The organism is Alteromonas sp. McT4-15, from assembly GCF_020515205.1.
Lineage (GTDB): Bacteria > Pseudomonadota > Gammaproteobacteria > Enterobacterales > Alteromonadaceae > Alteromonas.
On sequence record NZ_JAJALG010000013.1, the window covers coordinates 39,615 to 56,986 of the forward strand.

General features: G+C 44.1%; 17 protein-coding genes. 4 read left to right on the forward strand and 13 right to left on the reverse strand.

Translation table 11 applies throughout. The features are described 5' to 3' along the window. Positions 1-155: 155 nt before the first annotated feature. Both LHL20_RS11215 and fadR read right to left on the reverse strand, forming a co-directional pair. On the reverse strand, positions 156-2,336 hold the full coding sequence (locus tag LHL20_RS11215; RefSeq protein ID WP_226433386.1) for a S9 family peptidase: 2,181 nt from the start codon (positions 2,334-2,336) through the stop codon (positions 156-158). A 207-nt stretch (positions 2,337-2,543) separates the two neighbouring features. Beyond that, a complete protein-coding gene (fadR, locus tag LHL20_RS11220; RefSeq protein ID WP_226433387.1) occupies positions 2,544-3,254 on the reverse strand; it encodes a fatty acid metabolism transcriptional regulator FadR in 711 nt (236 codons plus the stop codon). 428 nt (positions 3,255-3,682) lie between these two features. Here fadR and nhaB point away from each other — a divergent pair, with 428 nt between their 5' ends. From nhaB to LHL20_RS11235, 3 genes are read left to right on the forward strand one after another with little or no spacing between them, the layout of a single operon-like run. After that, entirely contained in the window at positions 3,683-5,257 is a 1,575-nt protein-coding gene (gene nhaB, locus LHL20_RS11225; RefSeq protein WP_226433388.1) for a sodium/proton antiporter NhaB, read from the forward strand. Positions 5,258-5,260: 3 nt separating this feature from the next. Beyond that, complete coding sequence (gene dsbB, locus LHL20_RS11230; RefSeq protein WP_226433389.1) at positions 5,261-5,788, forward strand: disulfide bond formation protein DsbB; 528 nt, start codon at positions 5,261-5,263, stop codon at positions 5,786-5,788. After that, positions 5,785-6,336: a GNAT family N-acetyltransferase gene (locus LHL20_RS11235; protein ID WP_226433390.1), complete on the forward strand. Its 552-nt coding sequence runs from the start codon at positions 5,785-5,787 to the stop codon at positions 6,334-6,336. The genes dsbB and LHL20_RS11235 overlap by 4 nt, the downstream gene beginning before the upstream one ends. Before the next feature lie 20 nt (positions 6,337-6,356). On the opposite strand, the gene LHL20_RS11240 is transcribed toward LHL20_RS11235, so the two are convergent. From LHL20_RS11240 to LHL20_RS11290, 11 genes are all read right to left on the reverse strand, one after another. Continuing rightward, positions 6,357-6,851, reverse strand: coding sequence for a YcgN family cysteine cluster protein (locus LHL20_RS11240; protein ID WP_159626267.1), 495 nt, complete (start codon positions 6,849-6,851; stop codon positions 6,357-6,359). Beyond that, entirely contained in the window at positions 6,848-7,516 is a 669-nt protein-coding gene (locus LHL20_RS11245) for a fumarylacetoacetate hydrolase family protein (RefSeq protein WP_226433391.1), read from the reverse strand. The genes LHL20_RS11240 and LHL20_RS11245 overlap by 4 nt, the downstream gene beginning before the upstream one ends. Further along, positions 7,516-8,577 carry a lytic murein transglycosylase gene (locus LHL20_RS11250; protein ID WP_226433392.1) on the reverse strand — a complete coding sequence of 354 codons (1,062 nt, stop codon included), beginning with the start codon at positions 8,575-8,577 and terminating at the stop codon, positions 7,516-7,518. Before LHL20_RS11250 ends, LHL20_RS11245 begins: the two co-directional genes overlap by 1 nt. 7 nt (positions 8,578-8,584) lie before the next feature. Beyond that, a complete protein-coding gene (locus LHL20_RS11255) occupies positions 8,585-8,881 on the reverse strand; it encodes a YcgL domain-containing protein (protein WP_159626273.1) in 297 nt (98 codons plus the stop codon). Positions 8,882-8,922: 41 nt separating this feature from the next. Then, entirely contained in the window at positions 8,923-10,074 is a 1,152-nt protein-coding gene (rnd, locus tag LHL20_RS11260) for a ribonuclease D (protein ID WP_226433393.1), read from the reverse strand. 67 nt (positions 10,075-10,141) lie between these two features. Then, on the reverse strand, positions 10,142-11,794 hold the full coding sequence (gene fadD / locus LHL20_RS11265) for a long-chain-fatty-acid--CoA ligase FadD (protein ID WP_159626277.1): 1,653 nt from the start codon (positions 11,792-11,794) through the stop codon (positions 10,142-10,144). A gap of 122 nt (positions 11,795-11,916) precedes the next feature. Next, entirely contained in the window at positions 11,917-12,756 is an 840-nt protein-coding gene (locus LHL20_RS11270) for an alpha/beta fold hydrolase (RefSeq protein WP_226433394.1), read from the reverse strand. Positions 12,757-12,859: 103 nt separating this feature from the next. Continuing rightward, complete coding sequence (locus tag LHL20_RS11275) at positions 12,860-13,531, reverse strand: Slp family lipoprotein (RefSeq protein ID WP_159626281.1); 672 nt, start codon at positions 13,529-13,531, stop codon at positions 12,860-12,862. Between the two features lie 320 nt (positions 13,532-13,851). After that, positions 13,852-14,145, reverse strand: a complete 294-nt coding sequence (locus LHL20_RS11280) for a hypothetical protein (protein ID WP_226433395.1) — start codon at positions 14,143-14,145, stop codon at positions 13,852-13,854. A gap of 63 nt (positions 14,146-14,208) precedes the next feature. Then, complete coding sequence (gene tsaB, locus LHL20_RS11285; RefSeq protein WP_226433396.1) at positions 14,209-14,937, reverse strand: tRNA (adenosine(37)-N6)-threonylcarbamoyltransferase complex dimerization subunit type 1 TsaB; 729 nt, start codon at positions 14,935-14,937, stop codon at positions 14,209-14,211. A gap of 17 nt (positions 14,938-14,954) precedes the next feature. Then, positions 14,955-16,874, reverse strand: a complete 1,920-nt coding sequence (locus tag LHL20_RS11290; protein ID WP_226433397.1) for an ATP-dependent DNA helicase — start codon at positions 16,872-16,874, stop codon at positions 14,955-14,957. Positions 16,875-17,111: 237 nt separating this feature from the next. Here LHL20_RS11290 and LHL20_RS11295 point away from each other — a divergent pair, with 237 nt between their 5' ends. Continuing rightward, on the forward strand, positions 17,112-17,336 hold the full coding sequence (locus LHL20_RS11295) for a hypothetical protein (RefSeq protein ID WP_159626289.1): 225 nt from the start codon (positions 17,112-17,114) through the stop codon (positions 17,334-17,336). Positions 17,337-17,372 lie beyond the last annotated feature (36 nt).

Below are 17,372 nucleotides of genomic sequence, written 5' to 3' on the forward strand. Positions count from 1 at the left end.
GCTAAATGTGAGTGTATCTTCAACACCATGAGTTCAATTTACGCTCAACAATTAGAAACCGCATACTAAAAACTAAAAAAAATAAAAAAAGCCCGAAATAATGTCGGGCTTTTGTATTAATGTGAGGTTTTACGCTCTAGCAAACTTCGTATTCGCTACAGTGAAACTCCAGCTAAATGCAGTACAAATGCATACTCTAAAGCGGTAGACTCAAAGCGCTTAAAGCGACCCGAAGCGCCTCCGTGACCAGCCTCCATATCAGTTTTGAAAAGCAGGAGGTTGTCATCTGTTTTCATTTCTCTTAGCTTCGCCACCCACTTCATTGGCTCAAAGTACTGTACTTGTGAGTCATGTAGGCCTGTTGTAACAAGCATGTTGGGGTATGCTTTCGCCTCTACTTGGTCGTAAGGTGAGTATGACAACATGTATTCAAATTCCGCCTTATTGGCTGGATTTCCCCATTCGGTATACTCACCAGTAGTTAGAGGAATAGAGGCGTCACTCATGGTAGTGACCACATCAACAAATGGGACGTGTGCACTTACACCTCTATAGAGCTCTGGTGCCATATTGACGATAGCCCCCATTAATAAACCACCAGCGCTTCCGCCCATCGCAAAAACACGTGACTCGTCAGCATAATTTTTTGCAACTAGGCCTTTGGTTACATCAATGAAGTCGGTGAAAGTATTCACCTTGTTATCCATTTTACCGTCTTCATACCACTCTCTACCCATCATCTGACCGCCGCGAATGTGAGCGATAGCCACAACGAATCCTCTGTCTAACAATGAAATCCAGCTACTTCTGAAAGTGGGGTCAATAGTTGCGCCGTAAGAGCCATAGGCATACTGATAAAGTGGATTTGTACCGTCTTTCTTAAACTGGCTTTTGCGGTATACCAACGAAACAGGTACTTCAGTGCCATCGCGCGCTTCAATCATAACGCGCTCAGACGCATAATCAGCAGATGAAAATGTCTCTGATACTTTCGTTTGCTTCATAACTTCAGTTTCGAAGGTATCAAGGTTTACGTCAATGATAGACGCTGGCGTGGTCAAGGAGCTGTAGTAAAGACGCAGCTTGTTAGTATCTATCTGTGTATTGCCTGTAAAAAATGCGCCGTAAATGGGATCTTGTGTTGGTAAAACTTTTTGCTCGCCCGTAGTCAAGTTATGCACCACAAGACGCAACATGCCGTTCTCTTTTTCTTTTACAACCAAATGGTTGTTCATCACTTCGATGTCTTGAACAAATACATCCGGGCGGTGTGCAACCACCTCTTCCCATTTTGAAACATCATCGGTAGCGTCAGCTGGCGCTTTCATTACCTTAAAGTTCTTTGCATCAATATTCGTTAATACGAAGTAAGCATTACCTAACTTTTCAACACTGTATTCTTGACCGTCTTGAAGCGGTAGAAAGACATTTGTACCGCTTGTAGGTTCGTTTGCGTCAATCAGTGTTACGCCTTTCTTATCAGTGTTGCTGTGGTAAATGTAGATGTCTTCATGATCCTTACTTTTCCCGATAAAGGTGTAAAACGTAGGGTCAGTTTCTTCATACATCAACACATCTTCACTTTGCTGTGAACCCAGCTTGTGGCGATAAACTTGATAGCCCAGAAGCGTCTGTGGATCTTTTTTCACATAAAAAAGGTGTTGATTATCATTCGCCCACACCACTTGTCCTGACGTACCTTCTAGCTCATCAGCAAGCATTTCACCTGTTTTTAGGTTCTTGATGTTGATGGTGTAAATGCGACGACTCAAGGTATCTACCGAGTAAGCAATAAGATTGTTATTCGTACTAACTTCATAGTCACCAATGCTGAAATATTCATGCCCTTCAGACATAACATTCGCGTTTAGCAACACTTCAGGCTGAGCGTCTAACGACGGTTTACGCAAATAAATTGGGTATTCGTTCTCGCCTGAGAAGCTCGTGTAATACCAATAGCCATTTGAAAAAGCCGGAACAGTAGAGTCATCTTTTTCGATACGCGCTATTAGTTCTTCATACAGCTTTTCACGGGTTTCTTTAAGCGGTGCTAATACCGTTTCAACATAGTCATTCTCTTTCTCTAGATGACCTAGGATGGCTTCATCTGTGCGCGAATCGTCGCGCATCCAATAGTAGTTATCGGTTCGTGTGACGCCGTGCGCTGTCATTTCGTAAGGCACTCTTTTGGCGACCGGCGCTTGCGCTTGCGTATTCAATACCACGCTAGAAGCCGTACTTTGTGGTTTTTCCATCGGCGTTTTTGCTACCTCGCTTTCGCCACTGCAACCCGTTAATAGGCCACCTGCAGCTAGTGCAATCCATACATATTTCATTCTTATTCCCAATTGTAAGGTTTGTTTTTATCAACCTATTGAGTATATCCAATTGGAATTTTTGGTCTACACGCTATGTGGTTGTGCACGGGGCAAAGGATATGAAAAGTGTTACAAGATATTTGACTGAGGCTCTGCTTCTATAACTAAACCAACAAAAAAGCGCCTTAACGGCGCTTTTGTTTATTGAAGGTGATGAGTACTGACTTAGTCTACTAAGTCTTTTGGCATTTCATCTCGAATTTCTTGCCACACCTTACCACTTTCAATACCGTATTTTCTCACAACAACCGGCACGCGGTCGTACTCACCTTTTTCAGCAACTTCTAATAAGTCTGCGTAGTACTTATTTGCAACGTCACGGGCTTGTTGGTAAGTGAAGAAAAAGCCACCAATTCGCGAATACAAACCTCTAAAGCCATTCATCATCAATACAAACACATTATTGTTAGAAGCTAATGCAAGGTCATGCGACATTTGATAGTCAAATTGTGCGAATGCTAAACCTTCTTGTTCAACGTTTTTGTATCGAGCAATAATCTCTGCTGACTCTTGAGGGTTGTTACGGATCGCACCTCTGATAAACACGGCACTAAGATTCGTTCTCGCTGCTAACAAATTATCAACTAACTCGGGAATACCCTCTTGATCGAGTCGAGCTAGTGTCTCAAGAATGTTCAAACCACACGTTTCCCAAAAGTTATTCACTTTGGTGGGTTTACCGTGCTGAATTGTTAACCAACCGTCGCGCGCCAGACGCTGAAGCACTTCTCGTAGTGTGGTTCTAGTCACACCGATAAGCTCAGAAAGTTCTCTTTCTGCAGGCAAAATAGTGCCTGGTGGAAAACGTCCACTCCAAATTGATTCAACAATATATTCTTCGGCGAATCCAGCTGGACTCTGAGCCTTATAAATCATAACTAATCGCCTGCACGTTATTGTTATTTTGTAACTGATTGTACCAGATGCTCATTTATTATCACACTGAAATATGCCGCGTCCAGTAAAGCTTTTAACAACTTATTAAAATATGGCCATTAGCATGAGCAAAAGAACAAGCCGCTGTTTACAAAACAAGCAACATTGTTCTATTTTGAATTTAAATAATAAACATCAAGGAAAAATCGATAAATATTCAGTGACTTTCACAGGGTGGGGTCTGTGATTTGCTTTCTCAAGGCGTTAATATCATGTACGCTTAATTTCCGACTATAATGACAGCAGCAAAACCGCAAAGCGAGTGAGAACCTCTTTCGCTAACAGCGGCTTATGTATGCAATACCCGGAACTACACAGTATGAAAGTGCGCAAAAACGTGCGCTTTGTTGTAAAAGGAACAGGAACTCATGCAAACCTCAATGATCGCGGCGATCTATAAGAACTTCCTGGGACACGCGCCCGACTGGTATAAAAAAACGATTATTGCCTTTCTCATTGTAAACCCCGTCCTCTTTATGGTGGACCCTTACATTGCAGGCTGGACGCTTGTTATTCAGTTCATATTCACGCTGGCCATGGCACTTAAGTGTTACCCATTACAGCCTGGAGGTTTGTTACTGATTGAAGCCATGTTCATCGGTATGACATCGCCGGGACATATGATGCACGAAATCGAAGTCAACCTTGAAGTACTGTTACTCCTAGTCTTTATGGTGGCTGGCATCTACTTCATGAAAGACCTGTTGATGTACCTGTTCACAAAGCTTGTGATCAAGGTGCAAAACAAATTGGTATTGTCGCTTTCATTTATTTTTGCCTCAGCGTTCTTATCGGCGTTTCTTGACGCATTAACGGTAGTTGCAGTAATCATCAGCGTGGGCTTGGGTTTTTACTCAATTTACCACAAGGTCGCGTCGGGCAAAGAATTTCACTCAGACCATGACCATACCAGCGACGATGAGCTTGGCAGCCACGATTTAGAAGATTTTAGGGCGTTTCTACGCAACCTTATGATGCACTCAGCTGTTGGTACTGCGTTAGGTGGCGTAATGACAATGGTAGGTGAACCACAGAACCTTATTATCGCTGATAAAGCAGGCTGGAATTTTGTTGAATTTTTCATCCGCATGGCCCCGGTAACGCTTCCGGTTTTTGTTTGTGGCCTACTGACAACCGTAGTGCTTGAAAAAACGGGTTTATTCTCTTACGGTGCCAAGCTGCCTTCTGCAGTGCGTCAGATTCTTGTTGATTACAACGACCACATGGACAAAGGGCGCAGCAAGCGCGAATCCGCTAAGCTTGTTGTTCAGGCACTGATTGGCGTGTGGTTGATTGTTGGTCTAGCGACCCACATGGCATCAGTGGGCCTTATCGGCTTATCAGTTATCGTTCTTGCCACCTCAATGAGTGGTGTAATTGAAGAGCACGCCCTTGGCAAAGCATTTGAAGAAGCCCTACCGTTTACAGCACTGTTGTGCGTATTCTTTGGCGTGGTTGCAGTTATTATCGACCAAGGATTGTTCCAACCAGTTATCCACTGGGTGCTGTCGTTTGAGGGCGAAACACAAATGGTAATGTTCTACCTCGCAAACGGTGTGCTCTCTATGGTGAGTGACAACGTGTTTGTAGGCTCAGTGTACATTACAGAAGTCACTGCTGCTCTACAGTCTGGGCAAATCACCCGTGACCAATATGATATGCTTGCCGTTGCCATTAACACGGGTACTAACTTACCAAGTGTAGCAACACCAAATGGACAAGCCGCATTCCTATTCCTGTTAACCTCGGCAATAGCGCCTTTGCTTCGTTTGTCTTACGGCAAGATGGTAATGATGGCATTACCCTACACTATTGTACTTACAATTGTAGGTTTGCTTGCCACTTACCTTGGCCTGGCAGATGCAACGCAATGGTTATACGACATGCACTTGATTGAACATCACAGTGTGACGGATGTTGGCACTGGTACGGTAAGCCACTAAGCCATGCGTTCACTTATTCACAATATTAGTCAGTGGGCAGAGCATAGGTCATCGTGGCTTGTGCTTTTCGCCACCTCGCTGGCCCTCGAAATAGCCGCGCTGTATTTTCAATATGGTATGGGGCTTAAGCCTTGTATTATGTGTATTTACCAGCGTACGGCAATGTATGGCATTGTTATATCTGCACTTGTTGTTTTGATTAAAAACAATGGACTCACTCGTATGGTGGGCTTTGCAGGTTGGGCAGTGTCTAGTGCATGGGGCTTTTTAATTGCTAAAGAGCATATCGGTATTTTAAACGCAGCCAATCCATTTTTTGCTACCTGCGAAATTGTGCCGAACTTTCCGTCTTGGTTACAGCTTCACGAGTGGCTACCTGCTGTATTTGCCGCTGAAGGCGACTGCCTAGAAGACAGTTGGCAATTTTTATCAATGGGCATGGCTGAGTGGATGCAAATTATCTTTGCGGCCTACTTTGTCGTTTTCGTTGTTGTTTTTTGCAGCCGCTTGTTGGATAAGAAACCCTTTTGATTGACCTATCCATACTTCCTTCTAGGCTCCCGCCCATTCACACCGAGCAAGGGCCAGTCACTATCCAACGCATTGCACACAAGCATTGCAATGCGTTGTGTGAAGCTGGTCAACACTCTATTCACCACGTCAAACCTTGGTTTGGTGCATCGACTTGTCCGGTGACTCCAGCGTTGGCAAAGCAATGTATCGAGAATATGGAAAAGGCGCGGGACACGGGTTATGGCTTGACCTACCTTCTTATGCACGATGAAAAGTGTTTGGGGATGGGGATCATTAATTACATCAACCACACCCACCTAACTGCAAACCTTGGCTACTGGCTTAGGCCTGATGCATGTGGTAGAGGTTTAGCAACCGCCATTTGCGAAGCCCTTAAGAAGCTCGCATTCTCACAGATGAATTTATACCGTTTAGAATGCTTTGTTGAGCCTAATAACAAGGCGAGCATTCGGGTTGCTGAACGTATTGGCTGCAATAAAGAAGGGCTATGCCGTAAACGTGTATTCGGCAGAGATGCCCTACTCTACGCCATCGTCAACGACTAAAAATAGTGTTTAATGCAAGACTAATCCAAATCTTCAAGCGGCCAAATTGCAATGTAATCTTCAAAATCATTTAAGTCGACATCGGTTTCAAATACCGTCTTGTTGCGCACCGACATGCCCGCTGCATGCATAGCGTGCTTTTTCCCTTTGTTCAAAAGCGGGTGCCATGAGGGTAACCCTCTTCCCTCGTGTAACCGTCTGTAAGCACAACTGGGGGGCATAAAAAAGATATCTTTCAGATTGTCTTTTGTTAGCTTTACGCAGTCTGGCACAAGCTCTGTACGCTTAGCATATTGAGTACACTCGCACTTTTTGGTATTCAGGTATGAACATACAATGTTCGTGTAATGAATTTGTTCATTGGTATTAATGTGATCGGTAGGCGAATAATCTTCTGCGCTTTCATCATCAATGAATTTGTGAAGGCAGCATTTTGCACAGCCATCACACAAAGACTCCCATTCGCTTTGAGTCATTTCTTCTAATGATTTAGTTTCCCAAAAAGCGGTCGTCATTCCCCGGTTACCTTTGTTTCTAGTGTAAAATAGTCATGTAACGAGATAGACAAAATGTCACCTTCAAACAGTGGACCAACGCCTTTGGGTGTGCCGGTGAGTACAACATCACCAGCATCTAACGTAAATATAGTCGACATATGAGCGATTAACGGGATAATTTTGTGTAGCATTAATGCTGTATGCCCACTTTGACGCACTTCGTTATTTATCGTAAGTGTAAACTTAAGGTCGTCCAAATCACCAAACGCATCAATTGGAATGAATTGAGACAGTGGAGCACTATTATCAAACGACTTTGCTCTCTCCCAAGGCTGACCATCTTTTTTAAGTGCCCCTTGTACCTCGCGAAGCGTTAAGTCAAGGCCTAAGCCTATACCCCAAATGGCTTCAGCAGCTTCTTGCTCACTGGCATTTTTCAGTCCTTTTTTCAGTAGCACCGATACTTCAAGTTCGTTATGACAAGGACCTAGTGTAGTAGGAATAGCGATGTCGTTTGCAATATTACACATTGCCGCTTTTGGCTTCATAAACAACAACGGTGCTTCTGAAATTGTCGAGTTCATCTCATTGATGTGGTCGAGATAATTTCTACCAATGCACACCACCTTGTTTACTGGAAGTGCAATAGGCTTACCGTGATCGTCAATATGTTGATAAGTCATTAATAACCTCGCTTTATACGCTCAGAAAGATAGCCCACTGACACACCAAAGTAAGAAGAACGATTCCACTTCATGAGTGTATGAAAGTTGTCGTAGACCAAGTACACCCGGCCATTCTCACCATCGGGCATAATGAGTGACGCATTGACATCGGCATTGGGTAAATCTCGACCATCGTATCGCGTTACTCCCTGGTCGCGCCAAAATGACAAGGGTTTCATATTTGCTTTTGACAGGCCTGATATTTTTACCGGTCGAGTCAGTTTGACCTGCCGTCCCCAGGTGCCTTGATCATTCCAGCCCTCTGACGAAAGATAATTCGCAATAGAGGCAAATACATCAGCTTTCGTTTGCCAAATATCCTTTTTGCCGTCGCCGTCATAATCGACAGCATAGTTGAGAAAAGACACAGGCATAAACTGTGTTTGCCCCATCGCGCCCGCCCACGACCCTTTAAAAGCAGTCACATCGGCATGGCCCTCATTAAGTATTTTCAGTGCTGCAAAGAAGTTGTCTTTGAAAAGCTTTTCTCTTCTACCTTCAAATGCCAGTGACGCAAGAGCCGATAATACGCTGTAGTTGCCCTGAATTTTGCCGAAGTTAGATTCATTACCCCATAAGGCCACGATAAAGCGAGCTTGTACGCCATACTCTTTAGCTATGTTATCGAGCAGTGTTTTGTTTTCACGATAAAGTGTGACAGCTTGGTTAACCTTCCAATCCGGCACACGGGTAGCAAGATAACTGTCTAAGGTAATTTTTCGTTCAGGCTGATTCTTATCTGATTTCACCACAGTTGGACGAAAACGAATGTCTGCAAATGCGGCATTTACAATAGTAGGGTCAAAGCCTTTGGTAGCAGCCTCACTCTTTAAAGCCGAAACATAATTGGCAAACGCAGCTTCGGTTTCCGCGCTATCGTCTTGCGCATAGGCACTGACAGAGAAAGCGGTAAGCAGAGTGAAAAAAACGCATAGCCCTGCACCTGAATAATGATGTACTTGCTTTGCACACAATGCACTTTGCCAGCGTTTAAGACTGGTAATTAGATAATGTAACATGGATAACTTAGAACTTTTTGTCAGGCGTTTTAGAAAGGCCGAGTGACTCGCGATGCTGTTCTAGCAAGTTGTCTTCTTTGGGCGGCATTTGTAAATAGAAACCTTTGTCATTGAGCTCATCGATCAACTTTTGTTTGTCAACAAGACCCAAACGTTCGCGCTTTTCCAACGCTAATATGGTCACCAATTCTGGTGAACCAAAGCGCGCCATCAAAGGCTCTGGCACATCGCTAAAGTCACCTTTTTTAGGTACGTATAAATACATACCTTCTTTTCTTCGGGTTTTATATACCGCACATAGCATAATACGTCTCGCCTTGTGTTAGAGGTAAATTTTATTCGTAGTTATGGGGCATCGCCCAACAGTTTTGATACATAAGGTTGAAATAACGGCGCTCGCCAGGTAGACAACACGTCAGGCTTAAGCCCCTGCACTCGCGTTTCATCAACTTGAAACCAGTACCATTTTAGCAATTGATTTAACTGCTTTTTAGAGGCAATAACGTCGCTACTTACACCATTTTCATCAGCAATTTGCTCAGAAACACTCTTTAACTCAGCCAGCGTCTTTTTATATTTAGGAATATCAATTAAACGCAGTACAACAGGCAACCTGAACTTTTCAGGCGTTTGCGCGAATTTAGTACGGGCTTCTTCAATAATTGCAACAATGGTATCGCCATAACGGCGCACCGATTGATGATTAACACCATTGATTCGAGATAATGCAGATTTGCTATCTGACAAACGCTGTGCCGCTTCAAATAAGTGCCCTTCTTTAAACACAAAGTTAAGCGCTAAGTCTTTCTTTCTTGCAGTATTCAAGCGCCATGCAGCTAACGCTTGTAAAACCGTTAACTGCTCTGCATTTAAACGCCAGCTATTTTTAATTTGTAAGTATGCGAAGTCTTCAGGCATTTGCGCTCGTTTTTTTGCACCTAGCAACGCGATTTCTTCAAACACCCAGTCGGCTTTACCTACTGCCTGTATTTCACTGGCTAACTGCTGATAACACGGCAGTAGATACAGTACATCATTAGCTGCGTAGCTTAGTTGCGCTTCTCGTAGCGGACGGGCTAACCAGTCTGTTCGAGACTCTCCTTTGTCCAGCTCTACGTCACAAAGCATTTCAACGAGCTTTGCGTAACCCAGCGTTGGCCCTTTTCCAAGTACGCTTGCGGCGAATTGCGTGTCAAAGATGGGGGTTGGAATAGTATCAAATGCAGTTAAGAACGTTTCTAAGTCTTCGGAACACGAATGCAATACCTTAACAACATCAGTATTTTCAAGCAGCGCCACAAATGGCTGCATATTTTCAATAGCGAGCGGGTCGATTAACACCAACTGATGGCCGTCATACAGTTGAATGAGTCCTAAGTGGGGAGTAAGTGTACGTGTTCTTACAAACTCGGTATCAAGGGCTATTGCTTCTTGACGCTGCGCTGTAGTACATACTTTTTCTAGTTGTTCAAATGTCGTTATTAATTGATATTGCATAATTTTGCACAGTAATAAAAAAGCCGGCTCACGCCGGCTTTAAAAAACTAATTCTAAAAATAGTTGATTAGTCTCTAAGCTCCCGACGCAGAATTTTTCCTACATTGGTTTTAGGTAAGTCATCTTTGAAAACAACTTGTTTAGGTACTTTGTAACCTGTTAGGTGATTACGGCAGTGCGCAATTACCTCTTTTTCAGTCAGTGATTCATTGTTGCGTACTACAAATAACTTAACAACTTCACCACTTACTTCGTGTGGAACCCCAACTGCAGCAGCTTCTACAATGCTTTCATGCATGGCAGCCACTTCTTCTATTTCGTTAGGGAACACGTTAAAGCCCGATACGAGGATCATATCCTTTTTACGGTCAACAATATACAGATAACCTTCATCATCTATCGTTGCAATGTCACCCGTTGCCAGCCAACCGTCTTTCAACACTTCCTCTGTTGCTTCAGGGCGATTCAGGTAGCCTTTCATCACTTGTGGGCCTTTCACCCACATTTCGCCTGGCTCACCTTTTTCAACAGGGTTTCCGTCGTCATCAAGCAGCTTAATATCCGTAGACGGTACAGGCATGCCAATAGCGCCTTTATACGCTTCTATTTGTGGAGGGTTTACCGCCACAACAGGAGAGCACTCAGTCAAGCCGTAGCCTTCAAGCAATACCGTTCCGGTAACCTTTTCCCATTTTTCAGCAACAGGACGCTGGACTGCCATACCGCCGCCAAGACCAAACTTAAATTTGCTAAAATCAAGTTCGTCAAACCCTGGGGTGTTTAACAAGCCATTAAATAATGTGTTTACACCTGGCAAAATGGTGAATGGGTATTTGCTCAGTTCGCTTACAAACCCTGGCATATCGCGCGGATTAGTAATAAGTAGGTTGCGACAACCATACTTTACGAACATTAGGCAGTTCGCGAGCAAAGCGAATATATGATAAAGAGGCAGGGCCGTAACAACAAAGTCTTCCCCTTCCTCGATAACTGTTTCTAGAATACCCGAAACCTGTTCAAGGTTTGCTACCATGTTGCGATGCGTCAACATTGCGCCTTTTGAAACGCCAGTTGTACCACCGGTATATTGCAAAAATGCTAAGTCAGTATTTGCAATTTCAGGGCGCTTGTATTCCAGCGACTGCCCTTTCTTAACGGCAGCAGTGAAAGATGTAGTCTCTGGCAAGTTGAAAGCAGGAACCATCTTTTTCACGTACTTCACTACGGCATTAACAATCCAGCGTTTTGGCGCTGGTAACATGTCACCTAGTGCAGTAAGAAAGACTTCTTGTAGATTAGTCTCTGCGATAACTTCTTCTAATGTACACGCGAAGTTTTCAACAATAACGATGGCTTTTGCATTTGCATCGTTAAGTTGGTGTTTTAATTCGCGGGCCGTGTAAAGTGGGTTTACGTTAACAACCACCATACCTGCACGCAAAATCCCGAACATAGCTACAGGATACTGAAGAAGGTTTGGCATCATGATTGCCACAGCATCGCCACGCTTTAATCCACTTGCTTGCAAATAAGCCGCAAACTGCGCCGACAACGTATCGAGCTCTTCAAAGGTAATAGAATGCCCCATGTTAATGAAGGCTTCTTTATTTTTAAACTTTTTAACCGACTGCTCGAAAATGTCTACAACAGACGCATAGCGATCTGCATCAATTTCTGCGGATACACGAGGGTCATAATGCTTAAGCCAGGTTTTTTCCACCAAAACCTCCTCTACTTTATTCTTATACTACTTTTATGAGCGCAAAGAGACCGCGTCTCATATAACTGGTCTGATAACTTGCGAATAGTATAGGATGTGTAAAAAAAAATAAACGGCCCAATTTACAATTGCTCAACAAATTGCCGAATTAGTAGGCCTACATCGTCAGTATTTTCCATATGAATATGGTGACCGCCTACGAATTGCACATATTGTGCATTTTTGAACCACGGGGCTCTTTTAGGAAAAACAGTCTCTAACTGCTTAAAACTGTTCGATGCTCCGATAAATAGTACTGGGCATCGAATCTCTCTCATTAAGTTTTCGGCTTGGTCTTCAGTAAGGCGCAGCACCGACTTAGTTCTTAATCTTGGGTCAGAGGACCAAAAACAATGTCCACCCGCATCTTGCGTAAGGTTACGTGAGAGTATTACTTGCGCGTGGTCAGGTGGAATGTCAGAGACTTTGCATCTCGCCTTCACCGCCTCGTCTAAATCTACAATTCGCAATTTGTTACGGCGTTTTGTGTGTCGACTTAGCACAGCCTCACGCATTTGCTCAGAGGTCGTAGTTGCAGGCTGAGTGAGCGGGCCACACGCATCGATGCTGATTACTGCTGACACTTTTTCTGGGAATAAAGCTGCGAACATCGTTGCCAATATTCCCCCCAATGAATGCCCTAATAGTATGACCGACTCCCATCCATTTTCCTCAATAAGCGCATATAAATCTTGAATATAGTCAGCTTGATTATACTGAGCACCGATCGGCCGATGCTGTGAACGCCCATGTCCAGCAAGATCTAAGGCAATAAATCGGTACGATTGCAAATAGGGAGAAAGAGGGCGCAAGCTCTCGGCATTATCTAGATAGCCATGAAGACCAATAACAACAGGTCCACTTCCTTGATTATCTAATGCAGCGAGTTGCAACGGTCCAGCATTAAATTCTGTTTCCAACATTGGCAGTTCCTTTTGCGGCAACTATTAGCATATAACAACGACCAATTATTGCCATGACATACGAAGAAGGCGGCAATTATATGCCGCCTTCTTTTATTTGCTGTTATTTTCGTTTGTAGTTTGATTGCTCGCCAGAGCGACCGGCATCATTGCTTTGCATAATTCTACCTTGAGAACGGCTCGGCATTGCGGATTTACTTGGTGCACTTCTATATCTTATGACTCGTGTGCGGTTAAAACCGGGATGTCCCCAAGGATGATAAAACGGGCTGTAAAACCCATAAAATGGTGAGTACCAACCTGTATGATAGTTAAAAAAGAAGGTATCTACCTCGTAAACATCTCGCTTTCGCCACATGTGGTAGTCATCAGCAACGATAGTCGGATATATATAAGGCTGCTCACCAACCATCCCTGCCGTTGGCGCCGTTAAGGTACCTAAAAACGTCGCAGCTCGCCCTTCTTCAAATACAATGGGATCAACAAATCCATCAATCTGTACTTTAAAGCGTCCGGCAGTTTCGCCACCCGTATTGGGTTTACCGTAGTGATTAAGCGGAAATTGAGCTAACTCGATCAGGGTTAAATTGGGCTTATTCTCAACACCTACGATAAGTCCACCCCATCGCGCTTTCTGCCCTTGCGCGTTAGCTCCTGAGGTTACTGCTTTTGAATAGCTAACAAGTTGAGTACCCTCAGGTACATCAATACTCTCTGGAACGATGGCACAACCAGAGAAAACAACAACCGCGAGTAGCAACAAGAATCGAGACATTTTACTGCTCCTAAGAAATCCCTAAAACAACATTATATGCTTGTCCGTTTCATTGGCACCTATCAAGAGGTAATGCGTGGCAATGCAAAACAACGCGCCAATTCAGTTTACTGACAGTAGCATTTTTACGCGACAACCACCACTAACGTTCTATTACAAAACGATAATTTACATAGCCGAGCTCACTTGAACGTCTCGTAAAATGGCTTTAGGTTTTAGAACTTAAACAATTACTTGTAAAGAGAGTGCCGCATGGGTGTTAGAGCACAATATAGAGAAATTGTTCACCATCAAATGGCAATATACTGCTAAGTACGTAATTATGCGTAAATATCCACACCAAACATAGATTGAATAGATTCTCGCTGCTTGAGCTTCTCGAAGCTCGTATAAGAGGCAATAGCCTGCTGAGAATACGCATTCCCATCTTCTCTGATGAACTGCTGATAGGCTTTGGCGTTGTCTGTGCCTTGTTCGTCAGGCGCAACAACCATCGCCTTCAATGACGACTGTTCTTGCCCCTTTTCTTGTTGCTGCGGGTCTTTGCTTATCCTGCCAACACGCCCTTGTTCAGCGCCTGATGACGGTATAGAGAAGTTATTAGTTATGTTCATACAAGGTATGGCTATGCAATATTTACACCAGCGCCGCTGTTACGACGCTGTGAATCTATATTACTACTCTCTACCAGGCAATTTTTTCCATGTGACTTTATCGCGTAAATAGACTGGCTCAACCGCAACGGCATCTGACACATTACCTTGCTTAAACGCGACGGCAGCAAGCTCAAGCATAAAGCGTGCATTGGGTAACGTCACCGTCGCCATCTCCTGACTCGAATTGTCTTTTAGCCAATGCGTCAATTCTTCATATGCCGTCCAGCCAGTTCCTGCTGCAACAACATCGTTAGCGTCATCAAGTGCATCTAATTGTTCAATGGCAACATTAGGTGGACACACCTGCTCTTCTATCACTAACGAAATGGCATTGCCTGAATACTTATACACCGCGAAATAGACCTCATCCATACGCGCATCTGAAGCCACCGCTATGTAGTAGTCTTTATTTGCATTTAGGTTGTCGATGCTATTTATTGTGGCAGTTTCGTGCGCCATGGCTTCTAACGTACTCACGCCAGCAACTTTGTGGCCACTTCCAAGCGCTAACCCTTGAATCATGCCCGTTGCGATCCTAACGCCAGTAAAACTGCCCGGCCCGCGCCCAAATGCCAGTAGATCCAATTCGCCTAGTGCCAAGCCCGCTTCTTTTAGCACCTCGTCTACCATAGGAAGTAGACGTTGGCTGTGCTGCTGAGGACACACCTCAAATCGCGATGTAACCACATCGTTGTGTTGCAGAGCAACTGAACATGCTTCTGTAGCTGTATCAATAGCTAGAATTTTCATAATTTTCTCTTACAAAATTAGTCTTCATCGATGTTAGCAAGGAAGCGTTCTACCTCATCGAGGCTTCTTGTACGCTTCATATCTGGCAAACTACCAATAAATGTTTTTGCGTAGGGCTTAGTCACAAGGCGATTATCACAGATAACCAACACGCCCTTATCTGACGGGTCTCGTATTAATCGTCCTGCGCCCTGCTTTAACGTAATTACTGCTTGTGGGATCTGAATGACGCCAAAAGGATTTGCTCCGCGCTTTTTTACATCTTCCATGCGTGCTTGCAACAATGGATCATCAGGAGAAGCAAAGGGCAACTTATCAATCATCACACAAACCAAGTCATTGCCGCGCACATCTACGCCTTCCCAAAACGCGCCAGTGCCCATGAGTACGGCTTTTTCATCAGCGAGGTAGGCATCAAGCAGCGCTTGTTTTGTGGTAGTCCCTTGCACCAGCAAAGGGTTATCAACCTCATTTTCAAGCTTCTCAGCAATCTCACGGAGCATCGCGTGGCTAGTAAATAGCAAAAAGCAACGTCCACGACTGGCTTTGATTAAACGCTTAGCGGTCTCTAAAAGCGTTTCTCGCATCTTAAAGCTGTTAGGCTCTGGCAAGTAACGTGGTACACATAGCATGGCTTGCTCAGGGTAATTAAACGGGCTATCGAGCCCTAGCGTTTCTGCCTCTTCTAGCCCCATACGTCGCTGGAAATGCTCAAAGCCACCATTCACCATTAGCGTTGCTGAGGTGAAAATCCAACCTCGTGGGGGGGATGATACAAAGCGTCTGAACTTTGCCGCAATTGATAATGGCGTTAAGTGCATAATCAGATGACGCTGCGTGGTTTCATACCACAGGCTAACATTTTCTTGTTGGTTATCACTCAGCGCATCAAGCTGCTCTCGCGCGGCTACCACGCGCTCATACATATTATCCAAGTCTTTATCACGGCCGATATGCAGCTTACACACCTCGTGAAGCACACCCAATGCTTCTGCAAGCTTGCCAACTTGCAACCTCACGTCATCTCTATCAAGGGCTTCAGCCCAATTGCCACGTTCGGGATTATCAGGAAACAACAAGCGCAAGTCAGACGCTATCATGCGACATTTGTCCGCTGCTTTATCGAGCTGCCCAGCATCTTTGAGCACAGTTCTAAATAGCAGTGTAATGTCTTTTGCCATATCGTGAATTTGGCGCGTAGACAAAGACTCGCCAAAGTAATCACTAGCGATGTCAGGAATTTGATGTGCCTCATCAAATATAATGGCATCAGCCTCAGGAATTAGCTCACCAAACCCTGTATCTTTGAGTGCCATGTCGGCAAAAAATAAATGATGGTTAACAACGATAATATCAGCATCAAGCGCTTTACGGCGCGCTTTCACCAGATAACAGTCCTCATAATCTGGACAATCTCGCCCAAGACAATTATCAACCGTTGACGTAACCATAGGTAAAACGCGCGCATCTTCTGGCAGCGTTTTAAGTTCCCCCATATCTCCTGTTTTCGTGGTGCTAGACCAGCGTTTCACTTCGGATAACTGACCTAAAACATCTTTCTCTACCAATGTCGAGTTACCACCATGCTGTGCTAAGCGGTGTAAACACAGATAGTTTGCTCGCCCTTTTAGCAACGCCGTTTTACGTTTACTGCCTAATGCTTTTTTTACCAAAGGCAGATCTCGATGAAATAATTGCTCTTGAAGGTTTTTCGTTCCAGTTGAAACAATTGCTTTGCCATCGCTTAATAGCGCAGGTGCAAGATAGGCAAAGGTTTTTCCAGTACCTGTTCCCGCTTCAACAATCAGGCTACCGGTCGTATCAATGGCACGCTTTACAGCTTTTGCCATTTCGGTTTGTGCTTCACGCGGCACGAATCCCTTGATGGCACTAGCAAGTAGACCGTCTGATGAGAAAACATTGTTGATTGTGGGCATGGCTTAACGCTGTTATTTCTTTTTACTTAGGGTCGCGCATTATGCCAAAAAGCGCTTTGAATGCCCATTAAAGGTTTGCATTTCCCTCAAGAGCATTCAGTTTATTCCCATTGAGCGATACACAATGATGAAAAGAATTTGTCTTCTAGAACAAAAAAATTAGCTTTTTAATATCAGCAACTAGGCGCAATATTCAGCTCGTAAATGTTAATCGTTAACTCAATGTAAGAGGTGGTTATGAAAGGTTTGTTGTTAATTGGTTTAAGCGCACTGACGTTTTCGGTATTGGCAACCGAATCTGAGAAAGCCCCGGCTGAGCTGATTGCTGAACTAAAGCAATATTGTGCAGAAGTTGCTGAAGATGAAGGTACGCAAGGCAAGCCGATGGAGGCATTTATTTTAGAATGCGTGAATGACGAGCTAGAATCAGAGGGCTACGCAAAATTAACCTCTATTGACTAGAAAATGCTCAATGAGTAGCGACCTTGCCTTTGCTTG